General features: G+C 62.1%; 28 protein-coding genes. 15 read left to right on the forward strand and 13 right to left on the reverse strand.

Going from position 1 to position 26,945, the window contains the following annotated elements:
• The first annotated feature begins 31 nt into the window (after positions 1–31).
• Positions 32–964, forward strand: a complete 933-nt coding sequence (locus tag ACS5Q8_RS07880; RefSeq protein ID WP_276197012.1) for a D-2-hydroxyacid dehydrogenase — start codon at positions 32–34, stop codon at positions 962–964.
• Positions 965–1,028: 64 nt separating this feature from the next.
• Here ACS5Q8_RS07880 and ACS5Q8_RS07885 read toward each other — a convergent pair whose 3' ends face one another.
• The gene (locus tag ACS5Q8_RS07885) at positions 1,029–1,622 is read right to left on the reverse strand and encodes a nitroreductase family protein (RefSeq protein ID WP_276197013.1); all 594 of its coding nucleotides are present in this window, start codon (positions 1,620–1,622) and stop codon (positions 1,029–1,031) included.
• A gap of 153 nt (positions 1,623–1,775) precedes the next feature.
• On the opposite strand from ACS5Q8_RS07885, the gene ACS5Q8_RS07890 reads away from it, so the two are divergent.
• Both ACS5Q8_RS07890 and ACS5Q8_RS07895 read left to right on the forward strand, forming a co-directional pair.
• On the forward strand, positions 1,776–2,225 hold the full coding sequence (locus tag ACS5Q8_RS07890; RefSeq protein ID WP_276197014.1) for a YcgN family cysteine cluster protein: 450 nt from the start codon (positions 1,776–1,778) through the stop codon (positions 2,223–2,225).
• A gap of 13 nt (positions 2,226–2,238) precedes the next feature.
• On the forward strand, positions 2,239–3,459 hold the full coding sequence (locus ACS5Q8_RS07895) for a M61 metallopeptidase family protein (protein WP_465160035.1): 1,221 nt from the start codon (positions 2,239–2,241) through the stop codon (positions 3,457–3,459).
• Positions 3,460–3,590: 131 nt separating this feature from the next.
• Here the strand turns inward: ACS5Q8_RS07895 and ACS5Q8_RS07900 are convergent, their stop codons facing one another.
• From ACS5Q8_RS07900 to ACS5Q8_RS07915, 4 genes are all read right to left on the reverse strand, one after another.
• Positions 3,591–3,941 carry a YgaP family membrane protein gene (locus ACS5Q8_RS07900; RefSeq protein WP_276197016.1) on the reverse strand — a complete coding sequence of 117 codons (351 nt, stop codon included), beginning with the start codon at positions 3,939–3,941 and terminating at the stop codon, positions 3,591–3,593.
• 68 nt (positions 3,942–4,009) lie between these two features.
• Positions 4,010–4,477, reverse strand: coding sequence for an RNA methyltransferase (locus ACS5Q8_RS07905; RefSeq protein WP_465160036.1), 468 nt, complete (start codon positions 4,475–4,477; stop codon positions 4,010–4,012).
• A 201-nt stretch (positions 4,478–4,678) separates the two neighbouring features.
• Complete coding sequence (locus ACS5Q8_RS07910; protein ID WP_048725827.1) at positions 4,679–5,053, reverse strand: YajD family HNH nuclease; 375 nt, start codon at positions 5,051–5,053, stop codon at positions 4,679–4,681.
• A gap of 60 nt (positions 5,054–5,113) precedes the next feature.
• On the reverse strand, positions 5,114–5,800 hold the full coding sequence (locus ACS5Q8_RS07915) for a spermidine synthase (protein ID WP_247406490.1): 687 nt from the start codon (positions 5,798–5,800) through the stop codon (positions 5,114–5,116).
• A gap of 78 nt (positions 5,801–5,878) precedes the next feature.
• On the opposite strand from ACS5Q8_RS07915, the gene ACS5Q8_RS07920 reads away from it, so the two are divergent.
• Positions 5,879–6,157: a hypothetical protein gene (locus ACS5Q8_RS07920; RefSeq protein WP_465160037.1), complete on the forward strand. Its 279-nt coding sequence runs from the start codon at positions 5,879–5,881 to the stop codon at positions 6,155–6,157.
• A 47-nt stretch (positions 6,158–6,204) separates the two neighbouring features.
• Here the strand turns inward: ACS5Q8_RS07920 and ACS5Q8_RS07925 are convergent, their stop codons facing one another.
• Entirely contained in the window at positions 6,205–8,259 is a 2,055-nt protein-coding gene (locus tag ACS5Q8_RS07925; RefSeq protein ID WP_465160038.1) for a S9 family peptidase, read from the reverse strand.
• Positions 8,260–8,280: 21 nt separating this feature from the next.
• On the opposite strand from ACS5Q8_RS07925, the gene ACS5Q8_RS07930 reads away from it, so the two are divergent.
• The 3 genes from ACS5Q8_RS07930 to ACS5Q8_RS07940 are packed head-to-tail and all read left to right on the forward strand — an operon-like array spanning position 8,281 to position 10,175.
• Positions 8,281–8,814 (forward strand): MFS transporter, encoded by a 534-nt coding sequence (locus ACS5Q8_RS07930; RefSeq protein ID WP_276197019.1) that lies wholly within the window; start codon positions 8,281–8,283, stop codon positions 8,812–8,814.
• Positions 8,815–8,844: 30 nt separating this feature from the next.
• Positions 8,845–9,621 (forward strand): class II glutamine amidotransferase, encoded by a 777-nt coding sequence (locus tag ACS5Q8_RS07935; RefSeq protein WP_276197020.1) that lies wholly within the window; start codon positions 8,845–8,847, stop codon positions 9,619–9,621.
• A gap of 11 nt (positions 9,622–9,632) precedes the next feature.
• Positions 9,633–10,175 carry a DUF2937 family protein gene (locus tag ACS5Q8_RS07940; protein ID WP_017848756.1) on the forward strand — a complete coding sequence of 181 codons (543 nt, stop codon included), beginning with the start codon at positions 9,633–9,635 and terminating at the stop codon, positions 10,173–10,175.
• 122 nt (positions 10,176–10,297) lie between these two features.
• On the opposite strand, the gene ACS5Q8_RS07945 is transcribed toward ACS5Q8_RS07940, so the two are convergent.
• Positions 10,298–11,212 carry a LysR family transcriptional regulator gene (locus ACS5Q8_RS07945; protein WP_426099497.1) on the reverse strand — a complete coding sequence of 305 codons (915 nt, stop codon included), beginning with the start codon at positions 11,210–11,212 and terminating at the stop codon, positions 10,298–10,300.
• 175 nt (positions 11,213–11,387) lie between these two features.
• Between ACS5Q8_RS07945 and ACS5Q8_RS07950 the strand changes: the two genes are divergently transcribed.
• Genes ACS5Q8_RS07950 through ACS5Q8_RS07960 form a run of 3 tightly spaced genes read left to right on the forward strand, consistent with a single transcriptional unit; the run spans position 11,388 to position 13,740 of the window.
• A complete protein-coding gene (locus ACS5Q8_RS07950) occupies positions 11,388–12,128 on the forward strand; it encodes a 5-oxoprolinase subunit PxpA (protein WP_276197022.1) in 741 nt (246 codons plus the stop codon).
• The gene (locus ACS5Q8_RS07955) at positions 12,125–12,829 is read left to right on the forward strand and encodes a 5-oxoprolinase subunit B family protein (protein WP_443694483.1); all 705 of its coding nucleotides are present in this window, start codon (positions 12,125–12,127) and stop codon (positions 12,827–12,829) included. The genes ACS5Q8_RS07950 and ACS5Q8_RS07955 overlap by 4 nt, the downstream gene beginning before the upstream one ends.
• Positions 12,826–13,740, forward strand: coding sequence for a 5-oxoprolinase subunit C family protein (locus ACS5Q8_RS07960; protein WP_443694485.1), 915 nt, complete (start codon positions 12,826–12,828; stop codon positions 13,738–13,740). Before ACS5Q8_RS07955 ends, ACS5Q8_RS07960 begins: the two co-directional genes overlap by 4 nt.
• 168 nt (positions 13,741–13,908) lie before the next feature.
• On the opposite strand, the gene ACS5Q8_RS07965 is transcribed toward ACS5Q8_RS07960, so the two are convergent.
• The 3 genes from ACS5Q8_RS07965 to ACS5Q8_RS07975 all read right to left on the reverse strand — a co-directional run bounded on the left by ACS5Q8_RS07965 (position 13,909) and on the right by ACS5Q8_RS07975 (position 17,118).
• Positions 13,909–15,087 carry a vWA domain-containing protein gene (locus ACS5Q8_RS07965; RefSeq protein ID WP_276197025.1) on the reverse strand — a complete coding sequence of 393 codons (1,179 nt, stop codon included), beginning with the start codon at positions 15,085–15,087 and terminating at the stop codon, positions 13,909–13,911.
• 11 nt (positions 15,088–15,098) lie between these two features.
• Positions 15,099–15,944, reverse strand: coding sequence for an AAA family ATPase (locus tag ACS5Q8_RS07970; RefSeq protein ID WP_465160039.1), 846 nt, complete (start codon positions 15,942–15,944; stop codon positions 15,099–15,101).
• Between the two features lie 97 nt (positions 15,945–16,041).
• On the reverse strand, positions 16,042–17,118 hold the full coding sequence (locus ACS5Q8_RS07975) for a DUF748 domain-containing protein (RefSeq protein ID WP_276197026.1): 1,077 nt from the start codon (positions 17,116–17,118) through the stop codon (positions 16,042–16,044).
• A gap of 124 nt (positions 17,119–17,242) precedes the next feature.
• Between ACS5Q8_RS07975 and cysK the strand changes: the two genes are divergently transcribed.
• Positions 17,243–18,217, forward strand: coding sequence for a cysteine synthase A (gene cysK / locus ACS5Q8_RS07980; protein ID WP_276197027.1), 975 nt, complete (start codon positions 17,243–17,245; stop codon positions 18,215–18,217).
• 246 nt (positions 18,218–18,463) lie between these two features.
• On the forward strand, positions 18,464–19,402 hold the full coding sequence (locus tag ACS5Q8_RS07985; protein WP_276197028.1) for an aspartyl/asparaginyl beta-hydroxylase domain-containing protein: 939 nt from the start codon (positions 18,464–18,466) through the stop codon (positions 19,400–19,402).
• 133 nt (positions 19,403–19,535) lie between these two features.
• Here ACS5Q8_RS07985 and acnA read toward each other — a convergent pair whose 3' ends face one another.
• On the reverse strand, positions 19,536–22,277 hold the full coding sequence (acnA, locus tag ACS5Q8_RS07990) for an aconitate hydratase AcnA (protein WP_443700025.1): 2,742 nt from the start codon (positions 22,275–22,277) through the stop codon (positions 19,536–19,538).
• Between the two features lie 195 nt (positions 22,278–22,472).
• On the opposite strand from acnA, the gene rlmM reads away from it, so the two are divergent.
• Both rlmM and tusA read left to right on the forward strand, forming a co-directional pair.
• Positions 22,473–23,549 carry a 23S rRNA (cytidine(2498)-2'-O)-methyltransferase RlmM gene (rlmM, locus tag ACS5Q8_RS07995; RefSeq protein ID WP_253394109.1) on the forward strand — a complete coding sequence of 359 codons (1,077 nt, stop codon included), beginning with the start codon at positions 22,473–22,475 and terminating at the stop codon, positions 23,547–23,549.
• Positions 23,550–23,576: 27 nt separating this feature from the next.
• Positions 23,577–23,828 carry a sulfurtransferase TusA gene (gene tusA, locus ACS5Q8_RS08000; protein ID WP_373423728.1) on the forward strand — a complete coding sequence of 84 codons (252 nt, stop codon included), beginning with the start codon at positions 23,577–23,579 and terminating at the stop codon, positions 23,826–23,828.
• Here the strand turns inward: tusA and ACS5Q8_RS08005 are convergent.
• On the reverse strand, positions 23,825–25,219 hold the full coding sequence (locus ACS5Q8_RS08005; protein ID WP_276197030.1) for an MATE family efflux transporter: 1,395 nt from the start codon (positions 25,217–25,219) through the stop codon (positions 23,825–23,827). The two genes, tusA and ACS5Q8_RS08005, sit on opposite strands and share 4 nt — an antisense overlap.
• Before the next feature lie 206 nt (positions 25,220–25,425).
• Here ACS5Q8_RS08005 and pdxB point away from each other — a divergent pair, with 206 nt between their 5' ends.
• On the forward strand, positions 25,426–26,568 hold the full coding sequence (gene pdxB / locus ACS5Q8_RS08010) for a 4-phosphoerythronate dehydrogenase PdxB (RefSeq protein ID WP_443697306.1): 1,143 nt from the start codon (positions 25,426–25,428) through the stop codon (positions 26,566–26,568).
• Between the two features lie 56 nt (positions 26,569–26,624).
• On the opposite strand, the gene ACS5Q8_RS08015 is transcribed toward pdxB, so the two are convergent.
• Complete coding sequence (locus ACS5Q8_RS08015) at positions 26,625–26,798, reverse strand: PA1571 family protein (protein WP_276197032.1); 174 nt, start codon at positions 26,796–26,798, stop codon at positions 26,625–26,627.
• Positions 26,799–26,945 lie beyond the last annotated feature (147 nt).

The raw sequence follows: 26,945 nt of genomic DNA on the forward strand, positions 1-26,945 counted from the left end.
CCGTCTGCATTGTTTTTGAAAGGTTTGAACCATGCGTGTTCTGATTGCTGAACAGGATCACCCGCTCTACGCTCGGTTGCTGGGCGAAGCGGCACCGGACCTTGAGGTGTTGACCAGCGGCGACTCAGCCGAACTGTCGCGCCTGGCCGCCGATTGCCCGGTGTGGCTTGGCCAGCCGGACCTGCTGGCCACCCTGTTGCGCCAGGGGCACCACCCGCAGTGGCTGCAATCGACCTGGGCCGGCGTCACGCCGCTGCTGGCTGAGGGCTTGCCTCGCGACTATCGGCTGACCCGTGCGGTGGGAATTTTTGGCCAGGTCATGGCGGAATTTATCCTCACCTACATGCTGGGCCATGAACGCGAAGTGTTGGCGCGCCTGGTCAGCCAGGTCGAGCGCAAGTGGGACAGCCGCATGGGCCAGAGCCTCGCCGGGCGCACGGTGTTGATCGTCGGCTGCGGTGATATCGGCCAACGCGTGGCGCAGTTTCTCGTGCCGTTTGGCGTCAAGCTATATGGCATCGCCAGTCAGGCACGCGAGCAGGCACCGTTTATCGAAGTGGCCGGGATCGATCAACTGGGTCGGCTGGTGGGCGAAGCGGACTACGTGATCAACCTGCTGCCGAATACGCCGAACACCCATGACCTGTACGACGCGGCGTTGTTCAAGCAGTTCAAACCGAGCGGGTTGTTCATCAACGTCGGCCGTGGCGTCGCGGTGGTCGATGCCGATCTGGTCGAAGCCTTGAAAGAAGGGCATCTGGCCGGTGCGGTGATCGACGTGTGTCGCCAGGAACCGTTGCCGCAACGCCACCCGTTCTGGACCGCCTGGGGCCTGCTGCTGACCGGGCACAGCTCGGCACCGACCTCGCCGCCGATGATGGTGCAACTGTTTCTGGAGAACGTGCGCGCGTACCAGGCCACGCAAGCCTTGCGCGGTGAAGTGGATTTCGAGCGCGGATACTGACACGACGCTGAGCAAAAATGTGAGAGCGGGCTTGCCCACTCCCACATTGGGTATCGCCTCAGCTTCAGAGGCTGAAGTCACCCTCCGACACCAGTTCGCTCAATGGCTTACGCGGGCTTGGCGTCTCACGGCCTTGCAGGTACTCGGGCAAGGTCGACTTGTCGCCCAGCTTGCCGATCGCGACCGCCGCATGCAGCGCATAACCCTGTGGAATCTTCAGCGCCTTGCGTGTCAGTTCCTGATCGAAGCCGGCCATGCCATGCGTATGCCAGCCGCTGAGGCTGGCCTGTAGCGCGAGGTAGCCCCAGGCCGAACCGGTGTCGAAGGTGTGCCACAGGGCCGGGGTTTCTTCGGTGGCGCCGGGGGCGATGAAGTCGGTTTTCGAGGCGATGATCACCAGGGCCGACGCATGCTGCGCCCAGTTGCGGTTGAATTCGTTCAACAAGCCCAGGAAGCGCTCCCAGTCCGGCGTGTCCCGGCGCGCGTAGAGGAAGCGCCAGGGCTGCGAGTTATAGGCCGATGGCGCCCAGCGCGCGGCTTCGAAAAAGCTCAGCAGGGTTTCCTGCGGGATGCTCTCGCCGGTGAAGGCGCGGGGCGACCAGCGGTCAGTGAACTGGGGGTTGATCGGGTAATCGGCAGCGCGGGGGTTGGTGCTCATGGGCAGTTCCTGATTGTCAATTCGGCGCCCAAAGCTACTGCGCCCCCGCTAGACTGACAAGTCTTGTAACACCGCCAGTCGTAAGCGCTTGGCCGCAGTGGTCTTGGGCACTAGACTGACGGCCTTTTCACCTACCGATACTGATGTAGAGCCATGGCCGCCAAAGTCGAACCTTTCTGGATACGCAAAACCCTTGAACACCTCGATCAGGAGGAGTGGGAGTCGTTGTGCGACGGCTGTGGCCTGTGCTGCCTGCAAAAGCTCGAGGATGAAGACGACAACAGCGTTTATTACACGCGCATCGCCTGCAAACTGCTCGACCTGAAAACCTGCCAGTGTACCGATTACCCTAACCGCCGCGCGTCGGTGCCCGACTGTATCCAGCTCACCCCGGGCCATGCCGACCAGTTCAAGTGGCTGCCGCCCACCTGCGGCTACCGCCTGGTCAGCGAGCGCAAGGACTTGCCGCTGTGGCATCACCTGGTCTGCGGCGACCGTGACGCCGTGCATCACGAACGCATTTCCCAGTCCGGACGCATGCTCGCCGAAGGCAGCGTGCCCGAAGACGACTGGGAGGATTACCTGATCTTCCGCGCGGGCTGAACAAGGAGTGAGTATGAGGGGGCTGACCCAGTTGGCGGCGAGCCTGGTGTTGCTGGCGCTGAGCACGCCGGCGTGGTGCGCGAAGAAAGTCGACTTGGACTATCACGTCAAACTGCTGCCCCAGAGCGATCAGGCGCAGGTGCGCGTGAGTCTGTCCCAGGGTTCGGCGGTGCGCAGCCTGGATTTCGAGCTGGGTCGCGACGGTGACTACAGCGATTTCCAGGCCGACGGCCAATGGACAGTCAGTGGCCATCTCGGCCTTTGGCAACCTAGCGCCGACAAGGCCAGCCTGACCTACCGTGTACGCCTCAGCCATGCGCGCAAGCCGGGTGCCTATGACGCGCGGATAACGCCGAGCTGGGCGCTGTTTCGCGGGGAAGATTTGGTGCCAACCGCGCACCTCGACCAGCAGGACGGCGTCGAACTGGTCTCGCGCCTGGTGTTTGAGCTGCCAACCGGCTGGAAAAGCGTCGAAACCGCCTGGCCGCGTATCGGCAAGCACACCTTCCGGATCGACAACGTCTCCCGCCTGTTCGACCGGCCCACCGGTTGGATGCTCGCCGGCAACCTTGGCAGCCGCCGGGTGCGCCTGGGGGAAACCGACGTCACCGTGGCCTCGCCCAAGGGCCAGGCCATGCGTCGTATGGATGTGCTGACGTTGCTGACCTTCGTCTGGCCGCAGGTGGAAGCCGCGTTCCCGCGTCACCCCGCCAAGCTATTGATCGTCGGCGCCAGCGACCCGATGCGCCGTGGCGCCTTTTCGGCACGCGACTCGATCTACCTCAACAGCCGCACGCCGCTGGTCAGTGAAAACGGCAGCAGCCCGTTGATCCGCGAAGTGGTGCAAGCCATTGGCCGCTTCAACAACCATGACACCAGCGACTGGATCGGCGAAGGCCTGACGGAGTATTACGCGATCGAACTGCTGCGCCGTGGCGGCGGGATCACCGATGAGCGTTATGCGGCGATACAAGCGCGGCTGACCCGCGAAGGCAAGGATGTCACCACCTTGCGCGGCGAGCACGTCAGCGGCGCAACCGTGGCGCGGGCGGTGGTGGTGATGCAGGAGCTGGATCGCGAGATCCGCGTGAAAACCCACAACAAGCGCTCCCTGGATGATCTCGCGCAAGCGGTGATGCGTGCGAACAGCATAAACACCCGGGCGTTCGTGCAGTTGGCCGAGAGCATTATCGGCGAGTCGTCGGTGGTGCTGGACTCCAAGCTGTTGCGCTGACCCAGAATAAAGGTGGGAGGGGGCTTGCTCCCGATAGCGCTGGTTGCGTCACTGTAGGTGGCGACTGACACTCTGCTATCGGGAGCAAGCCCCCTCCCACATGTGGATCACCAACAGGCAGAAGACTTGGCTCAGACGGTGGTTTTTGTGGCCTTTTCGGCCCCCACTTGCGCCTTGGTCTTCAGGTTTTTCAACGCTTCGCCGGCCCGCTCGATTTTCGTGCGCACGCTGTTCATTTCCTGGCGGCCTTGTTCCAGCTTGTCTTTGAGCGAACTGTGCCCGGTAAAACCACGCGCCAACGCTACGCCGCCAATCGCCACCTGAAGCAGCCCGAAAATCCCGCCACGGCGCAGGCCTTTGCCGACCATCATCACGCCGCCGGCTACCGAGCCGATGCGCTCCCAGCCGTGTACGTTCTGTGTAGGGCGGGCCTGGAACGGGGTGGATTCAATGATAGGTCGCAGGGTTTTGCTGTCGCTCATGGTCTGTCTCCAACAAGGGCTAGTGATACGCAACTGACTGTGTGCAGACGCCGGATGTTCCCGAAAAATCAGTACTTGGGGCCAGAGCGGGTGTTATTGCCCTTGGCCATGCGGTCGTAGAGCACCACGTTGACGGTGGCGGCGAGGTTCATGCAGCCGGTGGTCGGGATATACACCACGTCTTCACACCAGTCGCGGATCTCTTTGTCTAGGGAGCCATCTTCGGGGCCAAAGATGTACAGCGCGCGGTCGGGGTGGGTGTATTCAGGCAGTGGGCGGGCGCCTTCCACCAGTTCGACGGCGACCGGAATGCAGCCCAGCGGCAGGACTTTTTTTAGGTCGTCGATGCCGATCAGCGGAATGTCGTGGTGGACCTTCTTGGTGTCGGTGATGAAATCCCGGGCGCGCTCGTAGCGCTTGCCGGTGTAGAACACCGAGGCCACGCCGTAGCAGCCGGCGGCGCGCATCACCGAACCGACGTTTTCGGGGGATTTGGGGTTATACAGACCGATGCAGCTGTAGCGTTTATTGCCCACGGGGAAGGGTGCCTTGGAGAAAAGCGGCGATTATACGGGGATTGGTCGGGCTGTTGTCGCTATCGAGCGGTGTGTCGCTAGCGCTGCCGCCTTCGCGAGCAAGCCCGCTCCCACATTGGTCCGTGTCCATGCTCTGGAATGCGGTCGAGGGTGCGAGCGGGCTTGCCCGTGATGAGGCCGGGACAGGCAGCGACGCGCGCTTCAGTCGTCCTTCTTCATCAACCCTGCCAACGCAGCAAAGGGGTTGTGCGTGGCCTTGGCGATCGTCGGGCTGCTGGTGGAGCCTTCGCTGAAGTACTGCTGGTCGGTGTAGCGTGAGTGCTCGTTGTCGTGGCAGTACAGGCACAGCAACTCCCAGTTGGAACCGTCCTGGGGGTTGTCGTCATGGTTGTGGTTGCGGTGGTGTACGGTCAGTTCGCTCAGGCGCTTGCCGGCGAATTCACGGGCGCAGCGGCCGCACACGTGGGGGTACATTTTCAGGGCTTTGTCGCGGTAGCCCATTTCCCGGTCGCGCTGGGCATCGGCGAGGATGCGGTCCAGCTTGGCGGTGTGGGAGGGCGGGTTGGTCGAGCTCATCATGGCTCCTGTCTTTGGGTGGTTCACGGATAAGGTTGATTCTAGCCAATCGCGGCGCAATTAGCCCTTGAGCTTTTCCGCAATCCAGATGGTGTGCCGCGTGCCCTTGTTGCCATGGGCGAACACCTGCACTTCTTCGGCCTTGAAGCCGGCCTTGCGCAGCTTGTCGCTGAACAGCTTGTCGGCGCTGGCCGACCATACCGCGAGCACGCCCTTGGGGCGCAGGGCCTTGGCGCAGGCGGCCAGGCCACCGGCGGAGTAGAGCCAGCTGTTGGCTTTTTGCGTGAGGCCTTCGGGGCCGTTGTCTACGTCGAGCATGATCGCATCAAAGCCGTGGGGCTCGGCTTGCAGCACCTTGGCCACGTCTTCCATGCGGATCACGGTGCGCGGGTCGAGCAATGGGCGCCCGGCCTTTTCGCCCAAAGGGCCGCGGTTCCATTCCACGACGCCGGGCACCAGCTCCGCCACCACCACTTCGGCGGTCTTGCCCAGGTGCTTGAGGGCCGACGCGAGGGTAAAGCCCATGCCCAGCCCGCCGATCAATACCCGCGAACCGGGGCGGCCGGCGACTTTGCGACAAGGAATTTCCGCCAGCGCGTCTTCGGAGCCATGCATGCGCGTGTTCATCAACTGGCCGCCGTCGCCGCCCTGGATCTTGATGACAAAATCCTCGCCGTATTCGAACAGGCACAAAGCACCGCCGTTGTCGGGGATCGGGGTGGTGTCCAGCAGAACGAAACGTTTCATGGAAATCTCATTGGGAAGGGCATTCTTGCGCGGTTGGGAGTAGCCTTACGACATTCCGGTCAGGCCATGGAGCCATCGATGAAGTGCAGCATTCTAACGGTCATTGTGCTCGGCGCGCTCACATTGGGTGCGGTGCAGGCTCAGGAGTTGCAAACCGTACCGGTTGCGCCGACACCAACCCCTGGCGCGCCGGGCACCGCCACCCCGACGCTGTATCCGCAAGTCACCCCGCCGGCCGTGCCCAAGACGAACGGCTCGCCGCCGTTGGTGCCCATCGTGTTACCTGCGCCACCGAAGGACCAGACGGTCCCCGGTGTATCGCCGAACGACAGCAAGCCAAAGACGCCCGGCGGTTAACACGGTAGGGCGGTCCAGTGTTCAGACGGGACCACCGTACAAAGCTGCTAAACCAACCCCAGCGCCTTGAACACAAATGCATATTCGAGCGCTACGTCACGTAACCCCTGATAACGCCCGCTCATGCCGCCGTGGCCGGCCCCCAGTTCGGTCTTGAGCAGCAGCAGGTTGTCGTCTGTCTTGGTGTCGCGCAGCTTGGCCACCCACTTGGCCGCTTCCCAGTACTGCACGCGGCTGTCGTTGTAGCCGGCAATCACCAGCAGGGCCGGGTAGGCCTGGGCGCGGACGTTTTCATACGGCGCATACGCCTTGATGCGGGCGTAGACCTCGGGTTCTTGCGGGTTGCCCCACTCGTCGTACTCGGTGACGGTCAGCGGCAGGTCTGGGTCGAGCATGGTGTTGAGCACGTCGACAAACGGCACTTCGGCAATCGCCGCCTGGAACAGCTCCGGCCGCTGGTTGAGCACCGCGCCGATCAACAGGCCGCCGGCGCTGCCGCCGCTGATTACTAGCTGTTTGGCGCTGGTCAAACCCTGTGCAATCAGGTGTTCGGCACAGGCAATGAAGTCGCTGAACGTGTTCTGTTTGTGTTCCTGCTTGCCATTGCGATACCAGGCTTCGCCCAGCTCGCCGCCGCCGCGCACGTGCGCAATGGCAAACGCGACGCCACGGTCCAGCAGGCTCAAGCGGGCGTGGGAGAACCACGGATCAAGGCTCTGGCCGTAGGCGCCGTAGCCGTAGAGGTACAGCGGCGTCGGCTTGCCGAGCTGGTCGCGCTTGACCACTAGGCTGATCGGCACCTGGGTGCCATCGGCGGAGGTCGCCCACAAACGCTGGCTGACGTAATCGTCGGCGTTGAACACGCCGAGTACCGGGGTTTCCTTGAGCACCTGTTGTGCACCGCTGGCCAGTTCCAGCTGGCGCACCTGGGCCGGGCGGTTCAGCGCTTCATAGCGCAGGCGGATCTTGTCGCTGGGGAATTCCAGGCTGTTTTGTACGTAGAGGCTGTAGGCGGCGTCAGGCAATTCCACGCGGTAGGTCGGCAGACCCTGGGGATGCACTTCGATGACCGGCAGTCCGCCAATGCGCAGGCTCAGGGTCATGGCGCTGGCGTTCAGGCTCACGCCGTCGAGCATTACCTCATCGCTGTGGGGGATCAGGTTTTGCCAGTCGGCTTGGGTCGGCACGCGGCCGGTGTCGGCGGCGACGAACAGCGCGTAGTTGATGCCGTCGCGGTTGCTGCGGATAAACCATGTCCACGCGCCGTCGAGCTGGCCGTGGTCGACGTCGTACTCGTGGTCTTCGACCCGTGGCGCCAGGCAGGTGAAGTCCAGGTGCGGCTGGTCGGCGTCTAGCGCCCAGATTTCACTGGTGGTCTTGCTGCCCAGGGCCACCAGTAACTGGCGCTCGGAGCTGGAACGGTAGCAGTGCAGGAAGAAACGCCCGTCGGTCTCGTGGAACACTTCCTGCGCTGCCGTGCCGTCCAGGCGATAGCGGTAGAGTTTGTGCGGGCGATGGGTGTCGTCCAGCTCGCCGAAGAATAGCGTCAGGCTGTCATTGGCCCAGGTCATGCTGCCGTCGCAGTTGTCGAACGCCAGTTCGCTGACTTTGTCGGTGGCCAATTCCTTCACGTACAGGGTGTAGATCTCTTCGCCACTGGTGTCGAGGCTGTAGGCCAGGCGCTGGTGGTCGGGGCTGATGCTGAACGCGCCGAGGGAGAAAAAGCCGCCGTTGGCCAACGCATTGGGGTCGAGCAACAGCTCTTCGCTGCTGTCATCCACCAGGCTGCTGTCATCGGCCGGGCGGCGGCAGCGGTAGTGGCGGGCGTATTCGTCGCCGGCGGTGGTGCGCGTGTAATACAGGTACGGGCCCCAGGGGGAGGGCAGCGACAGGTCGGTTTCGAGGATGCGGCTCTTGATCTCTTCGAACAGGGTTTCACGCAGCGCCTGTTGCTCGGCGAGCTGGGCTTCCTGCCAGGCGTTTTCGGCCTTGAGGTAATCCATGACTTCAGCGCTGTCACGCGCTTGCAGCCAGGCGTAAGGGTCCTGGCCCGTGGCCTTGCGGGCAATCGGGGCGGCAGTGATGTGGGTCGATGACGGCATGGATCACTCTCTGTCTGGAGGATGGTGGCAGGCATTGCAGCCGCGACACGCAAAAGCCGTTATCATAGCGGCCTGTTTGCCTACCTTGCCATGGACACCATGACCGAGAACGACTATCTGACCGCTTGGGGCCTTTACGCCTTCGCCGCTTTGGGCTGCTTGTTGGTGTGGTGGCGCATGACCCGCTGGATCTGGCGCTGGTTGCGCGAGCCACTGCAATTACTGATGGCCGTGCTGCTGTTGAGCCCGACCGTCGTCGACCCGGTCAAGACCCAGTTCGCGCCCGCCGTGGCGATTACCGCGTTGGACCTGGTGCTCAAGGTCGGCAATAACGCCTGGCGGGCCGTCTCCGACTTGTTCATGTACACGATGATCGCTTTTGGCGTGTACCTCGTGTTTGTGTTGATACGCTGGCCCATCGAGCGCGCCGCCAAGGCGCGCCGTGAGCGCAAGGCGGCGGTCGATGCGGCCTTGGCCGCCGAGCCGGAAGAGGATGACGAGCCGTTCCGTCGCCCCGCGCCTGTGAGCGGTATGCGGGTCGAACCGCGCCTTTAACGTTGTCTGCCCTGCAGCGAGAGCCCTGGCATGTGTGAATTATTGGGCATGAGTGCCAACGTCCCCACCGACATCGTGTTCAGCTTTACCGGGCTGATGCAGCGCGGTGGGCGTACCGGCCCCCACCGCGACGGTTGGGGCATCGCCTTCTATGAAGGCCGCGGCTTGCGCCTGTTCCAGGACCCGGCCGCGAGCAGCGAGTCGGAAGTCGCGTTGTTGGTGCAGCGTTATCCCATCAAAAGTGAAGTGGTGATCGGCCATATCCGCCAGGCCAACGTGGGCAAGGTGTGCCTGTCCAATACCCACCCGTTCGTGCGCGAACTGTGGGGGCGTAACTGGTGCTTTGCGCACAACGGTCAATTGGCGGGCTTCAACCCACGCGCCACGTTTTACCGCCCGGTGGGCGACACCGACAGCGAAGCGGCGTTCTGCGACTTGCTCAACCGGGTCCGCGAGGCGTTCCCGGAGCCGGTGGAGATCGAACAGATGCTGCCGGACCTGGTCGCTGCCTGTGCCGAATACCGCAGCAAAGGTGTGTTCAACTGCCTGCTCAGCGACGGTGATTGGTTGTTTTGCTACTGCTCGACCAAACTGGCGCAGATCACCCGACGCGCGCCGTTTGGCCCGGCGCGTTTGAAAGATGTCGACGTGATCGTCGATTTTCAGGCCGAAACAACGCCTAATGATGTGGTCACGGTGATCGCCACCGAACCGCTGACCGACAACGAAAACTGGACTCGCTACGAACCGGGCCAGTGGAGCCTGTGGCGGCGCGGTGAATGCGTCAGCCAGGGCATTACCGAGTAAGGAAGTCGACTATGTTGCTCAGCTATCTGCGGTTGGTGTTGTTTGCCATTGGCTTGTTGGTCGGTGTGCAAGTGCCGGGTTTTATCAATGACTACGCCAAGCGCGTCGAAGCCCATCTGATCGAGGCCCAGACCGGCCTGCGCGGCTTTGAATCCACCGCGCAACAGTTCTTCAACGGCGACTTGCAGGCCCTGGTCGCCCACTACCGCGCCAGCGACGACCCGGTGTTTCGCAGCGATGCCAATAGCCTCGGCACGTTATTGGATCGCCAGTTGGCGTTGGACAAGCAATTCCAGGCCATGCAAGGCCCCTGGTACATCCGCGCCCTGCAGGTGGCGGTGGCGGCCGACCCGGCGATCCGCCTGGAAACCTGGAACGGCTACAGCTACCAGATCCTGCTGACCCCCGAAGCCATGGGCTGGGGCCTGGGCGGGGCGATGTTGTTGTCGTTCGGCCTGGAGTGCCTGTTCCGCTTGATCGACTGGGTGGTGTTGGGGGGTAAGCGTCTTCGCCAGAGCCGGCCGATCGAAGAGCGCGACCTTAAGGGCCTCTAACGCCCAACTCGGTCAAATGTGGGAGGGGGCTTGCCCCCGATAGCGGTGGATCAGCTAAAAATAAGCTGACTGACACCCTGCTATCGGGGGCAAGCCCCCTCCCACATTTGGATTGGGTTCCTTCAGTTGCTCAGTACCATCCGCTCTTCGCCGACTTCCTCGGCATAGCGGGCAACGACCTTCTGGCACAGCCCCACAATCTCCTCCACCAGTTCTACCCCCACGCGCCACGACACCACCACCTGCAAATTCGGCAGTTTCTGCGCCATCGGCAGCATCACCAGTTCCCCGCGCGCCAGCTCTTCGCGCACCAACACAGGCGGCAGTGCACCAATGCCGAAACCATCGCGCAGCAAGCGGGTAATGGCCGACACCGAATTCACGCAGTTCATACGCGGTGCCGCGACGCCGTTGGCCTGCATCAGGCTCAAGACATCCTGGTGCGGGTGGGAATTTTTCGAGTAGGTGATGATGCGCTCCTGGGCCAGTTCGGCGAGGGAGGCGTAGTTGCGGTTGTAGATCGACTGGCTGGCGACGATCCAGGCCATGGGGTGGCTGGCCAGTTCCAGGCTGCGCACGGTTTCCAGGCGCAGCAGGTCCGTTTGCAGGATCAGATCGAGGAAGCCTTTTTGCAGTTGGTCGCTGAGGTTGAGTGCGGTATCGGCGACCAACTCGATTTCCACCCGTGGGAAATGGTCCATCAATTCGGCGACCAACGGGCTCAGCCAGGTGTGGATCACCGTGTCCATTGCACCGATACGAATTCGCCCGACCTTGCTGCTGGTGGTCTCCAGGGACTGTTTCAAACCCTGCATGGTCACCATCATTTGCTCGGCGTAATCGAGTACCTTCAAGCCTTCCGGCGTCAGGCTGACGCCGCGCGAATCACGCAGAAACAGCTTCACCCCCAGTTCGCTCTCCAGCACGGCGATGCGGCTGGAGATCGAGGCCTGTGTGGTGAACAGTTTCTCGGCGGTCAGGCGGAAACTCTTGAGCTTGGCCACCCAGACGAAGGTTTCGAGGAACTTCAAATTCATGGGATCAACTTTTTCTTATGCATGGATCGGTTTTTATTAGTTGGACGCCGCACCGGGCAAACGCCAAAAATCGAGCCGTTCCACGATAAGCGTCGTTGGGGTGTCAGGACAAGTTGCGAGTCTTGCGTAAAAGATCCCACACTACAAAAAAACAAAGCCTACAGGAGTAACCAGCGTGAGCCGCCTGCTATTAAATTGCGACATCGGCGAAAGTTTTGGCAACTGGACCCTGGGTCTGGACGCCGAGGTTATGCCGTTCATTGATTGCGCCAACGTGGCCTGCGGCTTCCATGCCGGCGACCCGGGCATCATGCGCAAGACCGTCAGCCTGGCGCTCAAGCATGGTGTGCTGGTCGGTGCGCACCCGGCGTATCAGGACCTGCAAGGTTTTGGTCGCCGTTCCATGGCCTACACGCCTGAGGAAATCCAGGACCTGTTGCACTACCAGATCGGCGCGCTCGACGGCATCTGCCGCGCCCAGGGCGGACGGGTCAGCTACGTCAAACCCCATGGCGCGATGTACAACGACATGATGGCCAATCCCGCGCAGTTGCGTGCAGTGATCCAGGCTGTCGCCACTTACGGCGACCTGCCGCTGATGCTGCTAGCCACCCGTGACAACCGTGCGGCCCAGGCGCTGGGCGACGAATACGGCGTGATCCTGTGGTTCGAGGCCTTCGCCGACCGCGCCTACGACAACAAGGGCCATCTGGTTTCCCGCCAATTGCCGGGCGCGGTACACCACGATACCGAGACCATCATCCAGCAATCCCTGACCATTTCCCGTGGCGAACCCTTGACCGCCAGCGACGGCAGCCCTTTGGTCCTGCGGGCCAATACCCTGTGCGTGCATGGCGATAACGCCAGTTCGGTCGCCGCCGTGCAGCGCATTCGCGAGGCGTTGAAGTGCCAATGAAGCCACGCATCGAAGTGGTGGCCATCGACTGCTTGATGGTGCGTCTGTTTGAGGTGATCGCCGAAGCCAATATGCCGTGGATGCTTGCCGCTACCCAGCGTCTGCGGCAAGGGTTTGGCGCGGCGTTGGTGGACCTGGTGCCGTCCTACACCACCTTGATGGTGCATTACGATCTCACCGTGTTGAACCCGGCCCAGTCGCGGGAATTGATCGCCCAGGCCCTCACCGACCTGCAACCCCAGGCCCAGGGCAGCGGCCACTGCCATGTGCTGCCGGTGTGGTACGACCTGAGCGTCGGGCCCGAACTGACCTTGCTCAGCCAGCGCAGTGGCCTGGCGGTCGATGAGGTGATCCGCCGCCACAGCGGCCACGAATACCAGGTCTTCGCCCTCGGCTTTGCCCCCGGTTTTGCCTTTATGGGGCTGGTGGATGAAAGCCTCGCCACCCCCAGGCTCAACACTCCGCGCAAGCGCGTGGCGGCCGGCAGTGTCGGCATCGCCGAGCGGCAAACGGCCGCCTACCCAGTGGTCTCTCCCGGCGGCTGGAACCTGATCGGTCGCACCCCGACCCAGCTGTTCGAGCGCGGCCGCGACGGTTACAGCCTGATGCAGCCCGGCGATACGGTGCGCTTCGAGGCGGTCGACCACGCCGAATTCATCAAGCTGGGTGGCGATGACGCGCCGTTGGAGGCGCAGGCATGAGCGGCTTGATCATTGAGGCCAGCACCCCGCTGTGCCTGTTGCAGGACACCGGCCGTTTTGGCGTGCGACACCTGGGCGTGACTCAGGGCGGCGCGCTGGATTGGGTGTCGATGTCCTGGGCCAATTGGCTGTTGGACAACGCCCTGGATGCGCCGGTGGTGGAAATCACCCTGGGCGGTTTTACCGTGCAGGCCGAGGATTATTGCTTGCTGGCCTTGGCCGGTGCGGACTTGGGCGCCTACATCGATGCGCGCGCCATCATCCCCGGGCGCAGTTTTATCCTGCAAAAGGGCCAGCGGCTGCGCTTTACCCAGCCGTTCAGCGGCGCGCGGGCCTACCTGGCGGCGCCGGGCGGGTTTGATGCGCCGCAGGTGCTGGGCAGCTGTGCCACCGTTGTGCGTGAGGCACTCGGCGGGCTGGACGGTTTCGGCAAACCCTTGGCGCAAGGCGGGCGGCTGGCTTATTCCGGTGGTGGCGGGGCGATGAAAGTGCTCAGCACCCCAAGCCTGCCGGCCAAGGCGCCGTTGGATGTGATTATCGGCGCGCAGATCGGCCAGTTCAGCGGGCAGAGTCTGTTCGATGCGTTCAACACCGAATGGACCCTCGACAGCCGCGCCGACCGTATGGGCATGCGCTTGCTGGGCACGCCGCTTGAATACCAAGGGCCGTCGTTGATCTCCGAGGGGATCCCGCTGGGCGCGATCCAGGTGCCGCCGGACGGGCAGCCGATTGTGTTGCTCAATGACCGGCAGACCATCGGCGGCTACCCGCGCCTGGGAGCGTTGACGCCGTTGGCACTGGCGCGGCTGGCGCAGTGTGTGCCGGGGGAGAAGGTGCGGTTGGCGCCGGTGGTGCAGGAAACGGCGCATAGGCAGCATGTGGACTTTTTGCAGCGGTTCACCGCCGCCTGAAGAACACTGAAATCCAAACTGTGGGAGGGGCGGTGCGACGATTCGACTTGCTCCCGATGGCGGTGGTTCAGTCACTGATGTATTGACTGACACACTGCTATCGGGGGCAAGTCGAATCGTCGCACCGCCCCTCCCACATTGGTGTTGGGTTGAATGGGAGATATCGGTTTATTTGGAAAGAAACCGCATGCCTTCTTCCAGCCCGCGCAGCGTCAACGGATACATCTGATCCTCGACCAGCTCCCGCACAATCGCGGTCGACGCCGTATAGCCCCAAGTGTCCTTGGGGTACGGGTTTATCCAGATCAGCTTCTTGTACTTGGCCATGAAGCGCTGCATCCACACATACCCAGGCTCTTCGTTCCAATGCTCGACGCTGCCGCCGGCCTGGGTGATTTCATACGGCGCCATCGACGCGTCGCCGATAAAGATGACTTTGTAATCGGCGCCATACTTGTGCAGCAGGTCCTGGGTGGAGGTGCGCTCCGAGGTGCGGCGTTGGTTGTTCTTCCATACCGACTCGTACACGAAGTTGTGGAAGTAGAAGTACTCCAGGTGCTTGAACTCGGTCTTGCACGCGGAGAACAGCTCTTCGCAGGTCTTCACATGGGCGTCCATCGAACCGCCGATGTCGAACAGCAACAGCAGCTTGATGGTGTTGCGCCGCTCCGGACGCATCTGGATGTTCAGCAAGCCGGCATCGCGGGCGGTGTGGTCAATGGTGCCGTCGATATCCAGCTCTTCCGCTGCACCCTGGCGTGCAAACTTGCGCAGGCGGCGCAGGGCGATCTTGATGTTGCGCGTGCCCAGTTCCACCTGGTCGTCGAGGTTCTTGTACTCGCGCTGCTCCCAAACCTTGACCGCCTTGCCCTGGCGCGTGCCCGCATCGCCGACGCGGATGCCTTCCGGGTTGTAGCCGCCGGAGCCGAACGGGCTGGTGCCGCCGGTGCCGATCCACTTGTTGCCGCCGGCGTGGCGCTCTTTCTGTTCTTCCAGGCGTTTCTTGAATTCCTCGATCAGCTTGTCCAGGCCGCCGAGGGACTGGATCTGTGCGCGTTCTTCGTCGCTCAGCGAGCGCTCGAACTCCTTGCGCAGCCAGTCTTCGGGGATCAGCGCCTGCAGGTGCTCGTCGAGTTTTTCCAGGCCGTTGAAATAGGCGCTGAAGGCGCGGTCGAACTTGTCGAAATGGCGTTCGTCCTTGACCAGGATCGCCCGGGCCAAGTAGTAAAACTCGTCCATGTCGGCGAAGGTCACCCGCTGTTTCAGGGCGTTGATCAGGTCGAGCAGCTCGCGCACCGATACCGGCACTTTTGCGGCACGCATTTCATTGAACAGGTTGAGCAACATGGCAGGCGCCCTTATCGGTTACCGCGACGGCTCATGAACGCCAGGCGCTCGAGCAATTGCACGTCCTGCTCGTTCTTCACCAGCGCACCGGCCAGGGGCGGGATGGCCTTGGTCGGGTCGCGTTCGCGCAATACCGCTTCGCCGATATTGTCGGCCATCAGCAGCTTGAGCCAGTCGACCAGTTCGGAGGTGGAGGGCTTTTTCTTCAGGCCCGGGACTTTGCGCACGTCGAAGAACACGTCCAGCGCTTCGCTGACCAGGTCTTTCTTGATGTTGGGGTAATGCACGTCGACGATTTTTTGCAGGGTGGTGCGGTCGGGGAAGGCGATGTAATGGAAGAAGCAGCGGCGCAGGAACGCGTCCGGCAGCTCTTTTTCATTGTTGGAGGTGATGATGATGATCGGGCGCTTCTTGGCCTTGATGGTCTCGTCGATTTCGTAGACGTAGAACTCCATCTTGTCGAGTTCTTGCAGCAGGTCGTTGGGGAACTCGATGTCGGCCTTGTCGATTTCATCGATCAGCAGGATCACCCGCTCCTCGGACTCGAAGGCCTCCCAGAGCTTGCCCTTCTTCAGGTAGTTGCGCACGTCGTGCACCTTGTCCACGCCCAACTGCGAGTCGCGTAGGCGGCTGACCGCGTCGTACTCATACAAGCCCTGGTGGGCCTTGGTGGTGGACTTGATGTGCCAGGTGATCAGCTTGGCGCCGAAGGATTCGGCCAGTTGCTCGGCGAGCATGGTCTTGCCGGTGCCCGGCTCGCCCTTGACCAGCAGCGGACGCTCCAGGGTGATGGCAGCGTTGACGGCCAGTTTCAGGTCATCGGTGGCAACGTAGGCCGGGGAGCCTTCGAACTTCATCGGTCATTCCTCGAATTCATCAATGCCCGACTATACCGTGCGGCCCCGGCGACTGTGAACGCAGACGGGTTATTCAGTCTCTGAATGGCCGGTCAGCTTAATCCGCCGATGGCTTGGGCTGTTCATACCGTGCAGTGAATGCCTGGATGAACCCATTACGCAAAATCTGCAAAAACGCGGAGAACGCGCTGATGTCTTGCTGGTGTACGCTGCCGCTCAGCTCAACACGGGTGGCGAACTGGTTTTTGCTCTGGTTCTTCAGCACGGTTTCGCTGGCGCCGACCACGGCTTCCCAGATCGAGCGGAAGATGTTCTTGTCCTTGTTTTGCACGTCCTGCTGCCAGTCGAACACTTCCACATCACGCAGCAGCGGCTTGATGTAGCCGGTCAGTTGGCCTTTCTGCGCCTGGGCTTCGATTACCACGTCGCCGGTGCCGGCCTTGAAGTCGAATTTGCCATAGGCCGAGGCGAAGTCATTCATGCGCTTGAGCTGCAAATCGCGTGCGCGAAAGCGAAATTCAAAGTCTTCGAAATTGCTCAGTGGGTCAAAAGTGGCGGTGGCTTCCAGCGGCGCCTGGCCCTGCAGCAGGGCTTTGCCGTCGAAGCTGGCGTCACGCTTGCCTTTGACGTCAACGACATTGGTCAGGTTATAGACGCTGGCGTTAACCGAGGTGGCATTGATGTTCACCGGCGGCTTGGAGCTGAAGTTGTGGAAGGCGATCTTGCCGTCCTGGATGCGCACTTCGTTAAGGGTGATCGGCAACAATTTGCTCAGTTGCGCGCGCCAGTCGGTGCCCTGACCGGTCTGGGACGCCGCTTTGTTGGCTCCGCCGTCGACAAAGTTCAGCTCGGGCTGGATGAACTGGACCTCGGCCACCACGGCACGGTCGTACCACAGCGAATGCCAACTCACCGACAGGTCGATCAACGGCGCCTTGACGAAGGGCACCGGCACCTTGCCGTCGACTTTGACGATCTGCAGCCCATTGATCCGGTAGGCGCCGCGCCACAGGGCCAGGTCCACATCGGTGATCTGGCCGCGGTAGTCGCCCATGTCGGCGAGCTTGTCATTCAGGTAGTTGCGCACCAGGTAGGGCAGGGCGAGGTCCAGCGCAACCAGCACCACCACCAGCGTAGCGATGGTCCAAATCGGCCAACTGTAGCGACGTTTCATGGGGCAGATCTCCGTGCGTGTAGGAGATTGACTGTTGTGATGCTGCCAACGTTCCTCTGACTGGACGCTTTGGAAGACGAGGCATACCCTTGGGGCTTTCTTCAAACCGCCTCAAGGACCCGTTATGAGCCGCATTTTTGCAGACAACGCGCACTCCATCGGTAACACGCCCCTGGTTCAGATCAACCGCATCGCACCGCGTGGCGTGACCATCCTGGCCAAGATCGAAGGGCGTAACCCGGGTTATTCGGTGAAGTGCCGCATTGGCGCAAACATGATCTGGGACGCGGAAAGCACCGGCAAACTCAAGCCAGGCATGACCATTGTCGAACCCACCTCGGGCAACACCGGTATCGGCCTGGCGTTTGTCGCCGCCGCCCGTGGCTACAAGCTGTTGCTGACCATGCCTGCGTCGATGAGCATCGAACGCCGCAAAGTGCTCAAGGCCCTGGGCGCCGAACTGGTGCTGACCGAGCCGGCCAAGGGCATGAAGGGCGCAATCGACAAAGCTGCGGAAATCCTCGCCAGCGACCCGGCCAGCTACTATATGCCGGGGCAGTTCGAAAACCCGGCCAACCCGGCGATCCACGAAAAAACCACCGGCCCGGAAATCTGGAACGATACCGACGGTGCCGTAGATGTACTGGTGGCGGGCGTGGGCACCGGCGGCACGATTACCGGGGTGTCACGCTATATCAAGAACACCGCGGGCAAGCCGATTCTGTCGGTGGCCGTCGAGCCGATCGTGTCGCCGGTGATCACCCAGGCGCTGGCGGGTCAAGAGATCAAGCCCAGCCCGCACAAGATCCAGGGCATTGGCGCCGGGTTCGTGCCGAAGAACCTCGACCTGTCGATGATCGACCGCGTGGAGCTGGTGAGCGACGAAGAATCCAAGGCCATGGCCCTGCGCCTGATGCGGGAAGAGGGGATTCTGTGCGGGATCTCCTGCGGCGCGGCCATGGCGGTCGCCGTGCGCCTGGCCGAGAAGCCGGAAATGCAGGGCAAGACCATCGTGGTGATCCTGCCGGACTCCGGCGAGCGCTACCTGTCGAGCATGCTGTTCAGTGATTTGTTTACCGATCAAGAAAACCAGGCTTGATGCACATGTGGCGAGGGAGCTTGCTCCCGCTGGGGCGCGAAGTGGCCCTGTACGTTGTTTAAAAGAGTGAGACTGCTGCGCAGTCCAGCGGGCGCACGCTCCCTCGCCACAAGGTTTGATGTATGTCAGCCGGTCGGCCAAGGCCTTCTGCATAATGGCCCAAGTGTTTATCATGGCCGGCTGCTACGTCTGGTTTCCCCTCGACGGGAGGTTGTTGGCCAGGCGCTTATTTCCAGGAGTTGCTGCATGACCTTTTCTTTGGCCGCCAAACTGTCGGTGTTGCTGGTGTTTATCGGCAGTACGCTTTACGTACACCTGCGCGGCAAGGCCCGTTTGCCGATGTTGCGCCAGTTCGTCAACCACTCGGCGCTGTTTGCCCCGTATAACGCCTTGATGTACCTGTTCTCGGCGGTGCCGTCCAAGCCGTACCTGGACCGCAGCAAGTTCCCGGAACTGGACGTGCTCAAGGACAACTGGGAAGTGATCCGCGAAGAGGCCATGCACCTGTTCGACGAGGGTTACATCCGCGCTGCTGAAAAGAATAACGACGCCGGCTTCGGTTCGTTCTTCAAGAAGGGCTGGAAGCGTTTCTACCTCAAGTGGTACGACAAACCGCTGCCGTCGGCCGAGGCCCTGTGCCCGAAAACCGTGGCGCTGGTCAGCAGCATCCCCAACGTCAAGGGCGCGATGTTCGCGCTGTTGCCGGGCGGCAGTCACCTCAACCCGCACCGCGACCCGTTTGCCGGCTCCCTGCGTTATCACCTGGGGCTGTCCACGCCGAACTCCGACGACTGCCGCATCTTCGTCGATGGTCAGGAATACGCCTGGCGCGACGGTGAAGACGTGATGTTCGACGAGACCTACGTACACTGGGTAAAGAACGAGACTGAAAAGACTCGCGTGATCCTGTTCTGCGACATCGAGCGCCCCCTGAGCAGTCCCCTGATGACCCGCGTCAACCGCTGGGTCAGCGCGCAACTGGGCCGCGCCACCGCGCCGCAGAACCTGGATGACGAACGCGTCGGCGGCATCAACCAGGCCTATGCCTGGAGCAAGTCGTTCAGCGACAAGATCAGCGGTGTGGTCAAGCAGTGGAAGCGCAAGCATCCCAAGGCCTACCGCATTGCGCGGCCGGTGCTGGCGGTTGTCGTCTTGGTACTGCTGTGGAAGTGGCTCTTCGGCTGATCTGAAAGGTTGAGCTCGGTCAAAAATGTGGGAGGGGGCTTGCTCCCGATGGCGGTGTGTCAGGTTGAATAACTGTGCCTGATTCACCGCCATCGGGAGCAAGCCCCCTCCCACATTTGGCCTCCAGCGACCTTTAGCTGGCGATCAACTGGCGCAGCACATAGTGCAGAATGCCCCCGGCCTTGAAGTATTCCACTTCATTGAGGGTATCGATCCGACACAGCACGTCGACCTTCTCGCTGCTGCCATCCTCACGGGTAATCACCAGGGTCAGGTTCATGCGCGGCACGATCTCCACAGCGGTCAAACCGAGGATGTCGATCTTCTCCTTACCAGTGAGATTGAGCGCCTTGCGGTTCTGGTCCAGCTTGAACTGCAAGGGCAGCACGCCCATACCCACCAGGTTGGAGCGGTGAATCCGTTCGAAACTCTCGGCGATCACCGCCTTGACCCCCAGCAGGTTGGTGCCCTTGGCCGCCCAGTCGCGGCTTGAGCCGGTGCCGTATTCCTGGCCGGCAATCACTACCAGCGGTGTGGCGGATGCCTGGTATTTCATGGCCGCGTCGTAGATCGGCATTTTCTCGCCGGTGGGGATATACAGCGTGTTGCCGCCTTCCTCGCCGCCGAGCATTTCATTGCGGATACGGATATTGGCGAAGGTCCCGCGCATCATCACTTCATGGTTGCCCCGGCGTGAGCCGTAGGAGTTGAAGTCACGCGGTTCCACGCCTTGTTCGCGCAGGTAGCGACCGGCGGGGCTGTCGGCCTTGATGTTACCGGCGGGGGAGATGTGGTCGGTGGTCACCGAATCGCCCAGCAGGGCCAGGATGTTGGCACCGTTGATGTCTTTGATCACCGGCAGCGGGCCGGCGATGTCGTCGAAGAACGGCGGGTGCTGGATGTAGGTGGAGTCCTTCTGCCACACGTAGGTCGCGGCCTGCGGCACTTCAATCGCTTGCCACTGTGCGTCACCGGCAAACACCTCAGCGTATTCCTTGTGGAACATGCTGGTGCTGACCTGGGCGACGGCCTCGGCAATTTCCTGGCTGCTCGGCCAGATGTCCTTCAGGTACACCGGATTGCCTTGCTGATCGTTGCCCAACGGTTCGCGGCTGATATCGATGCGCACCGTACCGGCCAACGCATACGCCACCACCAGCGGCGGCGAGGCCAGCCAGTTGGTTTTCACCAGCGGGTGTACGCGGCCTTCGAAGTTGCGGTTGCCGGACAGCACCGACGCCACGGCCAGGTCGGCTTTCTGGATGGCTTTTTCAATCGGCTCGGGCAACGGTCCGGAGTTGCCGATGCAGGTGGTGCAGCCATAACCCACCAGGTCAAAGCCGAGCTTGTCCAGGTATTGAGTGAGGCCGGCGGCCTTGTAGTAGTCGGTGACTACTTTGGAGCCGGGGGCCAGGGAGGTTTTCACCCAGGGTTTGCGGGTCAGGCCTTTTTCCACGGCCTTTTTCGCCACCAGCCCGGCCGCCATCATCACGCTGGGGTTGGAGGTGTTGGTGCAGGAGGTGATGGCGGCGATGACCACGGCGCCGTTTTTCAGGCGATAGGTCTGGCCGTCATCTTCATAGTCGGCCTCGCCCACCAGGTCGGCATTGCCCACGGCGACCCCGCCACCGCCTTCGCTTTCCAGGCGGCCTTCTTCTTTGTTGGTCGGCTTGAATTGCAGGTCGAGGAAGTCGCTGAACGCCTGGCTGACATCTGGCAGCGACACGCGGTCTTGCGGGCGTTTCGGCCCCGCGAGGCTGGCTTCGACGCTGCCCATGTCCAGGGCCAGGCTGTCGGTGAACACCGGCTCCTGGCCCGCGTTGCGCCACAGACCCTGGGCCTTGGTGTAGGCCTCGACCAGTTTGACGGTCTGCGTCGGGCGGCCGGACAGGCGCAGGTAGTCCAGGGTTACCTCATCCACCGGGAAAAAGCCGCAGGTTGCGCCGTATTCCGGAGCCATGTTGGCGATGGTGGCGCGGTCCGCCAGGGGCAGGTCGGCGAGGCCGTCGCCATAGAACTCGACGAATTTGCCGACCACGCCTTTCTTGCGCAGCATCTGGGTGACGGTCAGCACCAGGTCGGTGGCAGTGATGCCTTCTTTCAGTTTGCCGGTGAGCTTGAAGCCGATCACTTCCGGAATCAGCATCGACACCGGCTGGCCGAGCATCGCCGCTTCCGCTTCGATCCCGCCCACGCCCCAGCCAAGCACGCCGAGGCCGTTGATCATGGTGGTGTGGGAATCGGTGCCGACCAGGGTGTCGGGGAAGGCGTAGGTACGGCCGTCTTCATCCTTGGTCCACACGGTGCGGCCGAGGTATTCGAGGTTGACCTGGTGGCAGATACCGGTGCCCGGCGGCACCACGCTGAAGTTGTCGAAGGCGCTTTGGCCCCAGCGCAGGAAGGCGTAGCGTTCGCCATTGCGCTGCATTTCGATGTCGACGTTTTGCTCGAACGCGCCGGTAGTACCGAACTTGTCGACCATCACCGAGTGGTCGATCACCAGGTCCACCGGCGATAGCGGGTTGATGCGTTGCGGGTCGCCACCGGCCTTGGCCATGGCGGCGCGCATGGCGGCCAGGTCGACCACGGCGGGCACCCCGGTAAAGTCTTGCATCAGCACGCGGGCCGGGCGGTACTGGATCTCGCGGTCGGACTGGCGTTCTTTGAGCCAGGCGGCGATGGCCTTGAGGTCGGTGCCGGTGACGGTCTTGTTGTCTTCCCAGCGCAGCAGGTTTTCCAGTAGCACTTTGAGGGACATCGGCAGCTTATCCAGGTCACCCAGGCTCTTGGCGGCTTCGGGCAGGCTGAAATAGTGATAAGTCTTGTCGTCGATTTGCAGGGTTTTAAGGGTTCTCAGGCTATCAATGGATGACATTACATGACTCCTTATGGTCCGCACGGCTACGGACCTGACGGGACGAACAGAGCTATCAAACTAGCGCTGTTTTCAGTAGCTGGCTAATTACTGGACTCTATGGACAGATCCAAGGTTCCGAAGTCAGCTATCATGCGCGCGTTTTCATGACAGACATTGCGATAGCGCACGTCCGTTGAGTCGCCAGGAGAATTGATGAACACCCTTTTTATGCACTGCCGCCCGGGTTTTGAAGGCGAGGTCTGTTCCGAGATCGCGGAACACGCCGCGCGCCTGAACGTTTCTGGCTACGCCAAGGCCAAGACCGGCAGCGCTTGCGCCGAATTTGTCTGCACCGAAGAAGATGGCGCCCAGCGCCTGATGCACGGCCAGCGTTTTGCCGAGCTGATCTTCCCGCGACAATGGGCACGCGGGGTGTTCATCGACCTGCCGGAAACCGACCGCATCAGCGTGATCCTCGCGCACCTGCGCGATTTTCCGGTGTGCGGCAGCCTGTGGCTGGAGATGGTCGACACCAACGACGGCAAGGAACTGTCGAATTTCTGCAAGAAATTCGAAGTCCACCTGCGCAAAGCCCTGCTCAACGCCGGCAAGCTGGTGGACGAGCCGAGCAAGCCACGCCTGCTGCTGACCTTCAAGAGCGGTCGCGAAGCGTTCATCGGCTTGGCCGAATCGAACAACTCGGCGATGTGGCCAATGGGCATCCCGCGCCTGAAATTCCCCCGCGACGCACCTAGCCGCTCGACCCTGAAGCTGGAAGAGGCCTGGCACCACTTCATTCCCCGCGACCAGTGGGACGAGCGCCTGCACGGCGACATGACGGGCGTCGACCTGGGCGCCGCGCCCGGCGGCTGGACCTGGCAGTTGGTCAACCGGGGCATGCTGGTGACCGCCATCGACAACGGACCCATGGCCGAAAGCCTGATGGACACTGGCCTGGTGCAGCATTTGATGGCCGACGGCTTCACCTTCGTGCCCAAGCAGCCGGTGGACTGGATGGTGTGTGACATCGTCGAAAAACCGGCACGCAACGCCGCCTTGCTGGAAACCTGGATCGGCGAAGGTTATTGCCGTGAAGCGGTGGTCAACCTGAAACTGCCGATGAAACAGCGTTACGCCGAGGTCAAGCGTTTGCTCGAGCGCATCGAAGACGGCTTCAAGGCGCGTGGTATTCGCGTGGAGATCGGCTGCAAGCAGCTGTACCACGACCGCGAAGAAGTGACCTGCCACCTGCGCCGCCTGGTAGATGTGAAGAAAACCAAGGCCCGTTAAACTGAGCGCCTGCTGCAGGAGTAATCAATGAGCGATATGACCGACACCGCCGTCGACGGCACCCTTGATGCCACGGGCCTCAACTGCCCGGAGCCGGTGATGATGCTGCACCAGCACATCCGCGACCTGCCGCCTGGCGGTCTGCTCAAGGTGATCGCGACCGACCCGTCGACCCGCCGCGATATTCCCAAGTTCTGCGTGTTCCTCGACCACGAACTGGTGGCTCAGCAGGAGCAGGCCGGTACGTACCTGTACTGGATTCGCAAGAAGTCCGCTTAACTCCGCGCCTTGTCCCGGCGAATGCGTCGGCGTGCGCTGCGCGCCAGGCGCACCAGCAACATCCCCGCCGCGCAGCTCAGGCCCACGATCAGCCCCTGCCACAAACCGCTGGGGCCGCTCGGCTCGCCCAGCCAGTCGGTCAGCCCCAGGGCGTAACCCACCGGCAACCCCACGCCCCAGTAGGCAAACAGGGTCAGCACCATGGTCACCCGGGTGTCCTGATAGCCGCGCAACGCACCGGCGGCGGTGACCTGGATCGAGTCGGAAAACTGGAACAGCGCTGAAAACACGATCAGCGTCGACGCCAGGTGGATCACCACGGGGTCCGGGGTGTAGATCGTCGCGATCTGTTCGCGGAACAACAGCATCAGGCTGCAGGACAGGCAGGCATATACCAGCGCTGTGCCCATGCCGACGCCGGCGGCAAAGCGCGCTTCGCGCGGCTGGTCACGGCCGAGGGCCTGGCCGACGCGCACGGTGACGGCCATGCTCAGGGAGTAGGGGATCATGAACACCAGGGAGCTGACGTTCAGGGCGATCTGATGGCCGGAGACCACCGTGGCGCCCAGGCTGCCGATCAGCAGGGCGATCACCGCGAAGATGCTCGATTCGGCAAAGATCGCGATGCCGATCGGCAGGCCAATGCCCAATACGCGCTTGATCACCGCCCATTGCGGCCAATCGAAACGCTTGAACAGTTCGCTGCTCCGGTACGCCGGCCCCCAGCGCGTCCAGCCTGCCAGGCCGAGCATCATCACCCACATCGCAATGCCCGTGGCCCAGCCGCAGCCCGCTCCGCCCATGGCCGGCACGCCCAAATGGCCATAGATGAAGATGTAGTTCAGCGGGATATTCAGCGCCAACCCGCACAGGCCCATGACCATGCTCGGTCGTGTGCGGCCCAGGCCATCACTGAAACAACGCAACACGTAATACACCGCAACGGCCGGCATGCCCGCAGCGATGCCGTGCAGGTAGCCCATGGAAGGTTTGATCAGGTCGGGTTCAACCTTCATCGCGTGCAGGATGGGTTCGGCGCTGAGCAGTAACAGCGACGCGGTGATGCCGACCACCACCGCCAGCCACAGGGATTGGCGCACCAGCGGCCCGATCTCGCTGTGCTGGCCGGCGCCGTAGTGCTGGGCGACTTTCGGCGTGGTGGCCAGCAAGGTACCGGTCATCAGCAGGTACACCGGAATCCAGATCGAATTGCCCAGGCCCACCGCCGCCAGGTCTTGCGGGCTGACGCGCCCGGCCATCACCGCATCGACGAAGCTCATCGCGGTGGTTGCCAGTTGGCCGATCATGATCGGCAGGGCGAGTCTCATCAGGCCGCGCACTTCCCGGCTGATGCGGGCGGGACGGGTGAGGGTGGCGGTGGCAGTGTTCACGTACAGATGTCCAAGAAAAGAGCGCAGGACGGCGGATTCTACGCGTTGACACAGCGGTCAGGAAAAAACCTGTGTTAACGATTTGTAAGCAATCTTCCAGGCAGCGCAATTCCCTGTGGGCGCTGGCAAGCCGGCTACCACCTTCGATCTGCGGTGGAACACCGATCGCATCCCTGTACACTGCTGATCCGCCAAAGGAGCCTGCCATGCTGATTGTTGCCGACGAAAATATTCCGCTACTCGATGCTTTCTTCCAAGGATTTGGCGAAATCCGCCGGGTGCCCGGCCGTTCCATTGACCGCGCCACCGTCGAACAGGCTGATGTGCTGCTGGTGCGCTCGGTGACCAACGTCAACCGAGCCTTGCTCGAAGGTTCCAAGGTGCGCTTTGTCGGCACCTGCACCATCGGCACCGATCATTTGGACCTCGATTATTTCAAGCGGGCCAGCATTCAATGGTCCAGCGCGCCCGGCTGCAATGCCCGTGGCGTGGTGGACTATGTGCTGGGCAGCTTGCAGACCCTGGCCGAAATCGAAGGGGCCGACCTCAATCAGCGGACTTACGGTGTCGTCGGCGCCGGTGAAGTGGGCGGGCGCCTGGTCAAGGTGCTCAAGGGCCTAGGCTGGAACGTGCTGGTCTGCGACCCGCCCCGGCAGATCGCCGAAGACGCTGACTACGTCAGCCTGGAGCAGATCATCGAGCAATGCGACGTGATCAGCCTGCACACGCCGTTGACCAAGTCCGGCAATGGTTCCACCTGGCACTTGCTCGATCGCGACCGCCTCAACCGCCTCAAGCCCGGTGCCTGGCTGATCAACGCCAGCCGTGGCCCGGTGGTGGATAACGCCGCCCTGCGCGACGTGTTGCTGGAGCGTGAAGACCTGCAAGCGGTGCTGGATGTGTGGGAAGGCGAGCCCGAAGTGGATGTCGACCTGGCCGACCTCTGCGTGCTGGCCACTCCGCATATCGCCGGTTACAGCCTGGATGGCAAGCAGCGTGGCACGGCGCAGATCTACCAGGCGTTTTGTGCGCATCTGGGTCAGGAGCCCGCGATTGAATTGAGCGATTTGCTGCCGCCGCCGTGGCTGGCCGAGGTCCACTTGAATGCGTCTACCGACCCGGCCTGGGCGCTGGCGACGTTATGCCGCAGCGTGTACGACCCGCGTCGCGACGATGCGGATTTCCGTCGCAGCCTCGTGGGAACGGTGGATGAGCAACGCAAGGCATTCGACCTGCTGCGCAAGCATTATCCGGAGCGCCGTGAGATCGATGGCTTGAAGGTGCGCATCCATGGGCAATCGGCGCGGTTGTCGGGCATCGTTGAGGCATTGGGCGCTGAACTGTTGTAGGAACGAGTCCACAAAAAACCGGCCATCAAGGCCGGTTCTGAAAGAGCGTGGACACTTCAGCCTTGCGGGGCAGGCTTGACCAGTCGCTGTTCCAGCTCACGGCACGCTTGCTGGATCATCTCTTCGGTAATCTGCACTTCGCGGCCTTGGGCGTCGATGACGGAGCAAGGCAGGTATTGCGGTTGGCGGATTACTTCAATCTTGGCATCGCTGCTGTTTTGCAAGGTCATGGCCTGTCTCCTCATCAGGTTGTGTACCAACTTTAACCCCCCTGCGTGACCAAGCTGTTACAACTCCTTGCAAGATCATCGCTTCGAATACCCAGTCCACCAGAAACCGTTACAAATTTCCAGACGGGCGTTAGACCGATAACCTCT

The sequence above is a fragment of the Pseudomonas sp. PAMC25584 genome, from assembly GCF_058135675.1.

Bases quoted from the DNA above. Each gene is read 5' to 3' on its own strand.
- ACS5Q8_RS07930 (WP_276197019.1), top strand. From the start codon at position 8,281: ATGGTGGCAGGCATTGCAGCCGCGACACGCAAAAGCCGTTATCATAGC.
- tusA (WP_373423728.1), top strand. From the start codon at position 23,577: ATGAGCGATATGACCGACACCGCCGTCGACGGCACCCTTGATGCCACG.
- pdxB (WP_443697306.1), top strand. From the start codon at position 25,426: ATGCTGATTGTTGCCGACGAAAATATTCCGCTACTCGATGCTTTCTTC.
- rlmM (WP_253394109.1), top strand. From the start codon at position 22,473: ATGAACACCCTTTTTATGCACTGCCGCCCGGGTTTTGAAGGCGAGGTC.
- ACS5Q8_RS07880 (WP_276197012.1), top strand. From the start codon at position 32: ATGCGTGTTCTGATTGCTGAACAGGATCACCCGCTCTACGCTCGGTTG.
- ACS5Q8_RS08015 (WP_276197032.1), bottom strand. From the start codon at position 26,798: ATGACCTTGCAAAACAGCAGCGATGCCAAGATTGAAGTAATCCGCCAA.
- ACS5Q8_RS07955 (WP_443694483.1), top strand. From the start codon at position 12,125: ATGAAGCCACGCATCGAAGTGGTGGCCATCGACTGCTTGATGGTGCGT.
- ACS5Q8_RS07890 (WP_276197014.1), top strand. From the start codon at position 1,776: ATGGCCGCCAAAGTCGAACCTTTCTGGATACGCAAAACCCTTGAACAC.
- ACS5Q8_RS07925 (WP_465160038.1), bottom strand. From the start codon at position 8,259: ATGCCGTCATCGACCCACATCACTGCCGCCCCGATTGCCCGCAAGGCC.
- ACS5Q8_RS07940 (WP_017848756.1), top strand. From the start codon at position 9,633: ATGTTGCTCAGCTATCTGCGGTTGGTGTTGTTTGCCATTGGCTTGTTG.
- ACS5Q8_RS07985 (WP_276197028.1), top strand. From the start codon at position 18,464: ATGACCTTTTCTTTGGCCGCCAAACTGTCGGTGTTGCTGGTGTTTATC.
- ACS5Q8_RS07960 (WP_443694485.1), top strand. From the start codon at position 12,826: ATGAGCGGCTTGATCATTGAGGCCAGCACCCCGCTGTGCCTGTTGCAG.
- ACS5Q8_RS07945 (WP_426099497.1), bottom strand. From the start codon at position 11,212: ATGAATTTGAAGTTCCTCGAAACCTTCGTCTGGGTGGCCAAGCTCAAG.
- ACS5Q8_RS07900 (WP_276197016.1), bottom strand. From the start codon at position 3,941: ATGAGCGACAGCAAAACCCTGCGACCTATCATTGAATCCACCCCGTTC.
- acnA (WP_443700025.1), bottom strand. From the start codon at position 22,277: ATGTCATCCATTGATAGCCTGAGAACCCTTAAAACCCTGCAAATCGAC.
- ACS5Q8_RS07895 (WP_465160035.1), top strand. From the start codon at position 2,239: ATGAGGGGGCTGACCCAGTTGGCGGCGAGCCTGGTGTTGCTGGCGCTG.
- ACS5Q8_RS07885 (WP_276197013.1), bottom strand. From the start codon at position 1,622: ATGAGCACCAACCCCCGCGCTGCCGATTACCCGATCAACCCCCAGTTC.
- ACS5Q8_RS07910 (WP_048725827.1), bottom strand. From the start codon at position 5,053: ATGAGCTCGACCAACCCGCCCTCCCACACCGCCAAGCTGGACCGCATC.
- ACS5Q8_RS07915 (WP_247406490.1), bottom strand. From the start codon at position 5,800: ATGAAACGTTTCGTTCTGCTGGACACCACCCCGATCCCCGACAACGGC.
- cysK (WP_276197027.1), top strand. From the start codon at position 17,243: ATGAGCCGCATTTTTGCAGACAACGCGCACTCCATCGGTAACACGCCC.
- ACS5Q8_RS07975 (WP_276197026.1), bottom strand. From the start codon at position 17,118: ATGAAACGTCGCTACAGTTGGCCGATTTGGACCATCGCTACGCTGGTG.
- ACS5Q8_RS07935 (WP_276197020.1), top strand. From the start codon at position 8,845: ATGTGTGAATTATTGGGCATGAGTGCCAACGTCCCCACCGACATCGTG.
- ACS5Q8_RS07965 (WP_276197025.1), bottom strand. From the start codon at position 15,087: ATGTTGCTCAACCTGTTCAATGAAATGCGTGCCGCAAAAGTGCCGGTA.
- ACS5Q8_RS07920 (WP_465160037.1), top strand. From the start codon at position 5,879: ATGAAGTGCAGCATTCTAACGGTCATTGTGCTCGGCGCGCTCACATTG.
- ACS5Q8_RS07970 (WP_465160039.1), bottom strand. From the start codon at position 15,944: ATGAAGTTCGAAGGCTCCCCGGCCTACGTTGCCACCGATGACCTGAAA.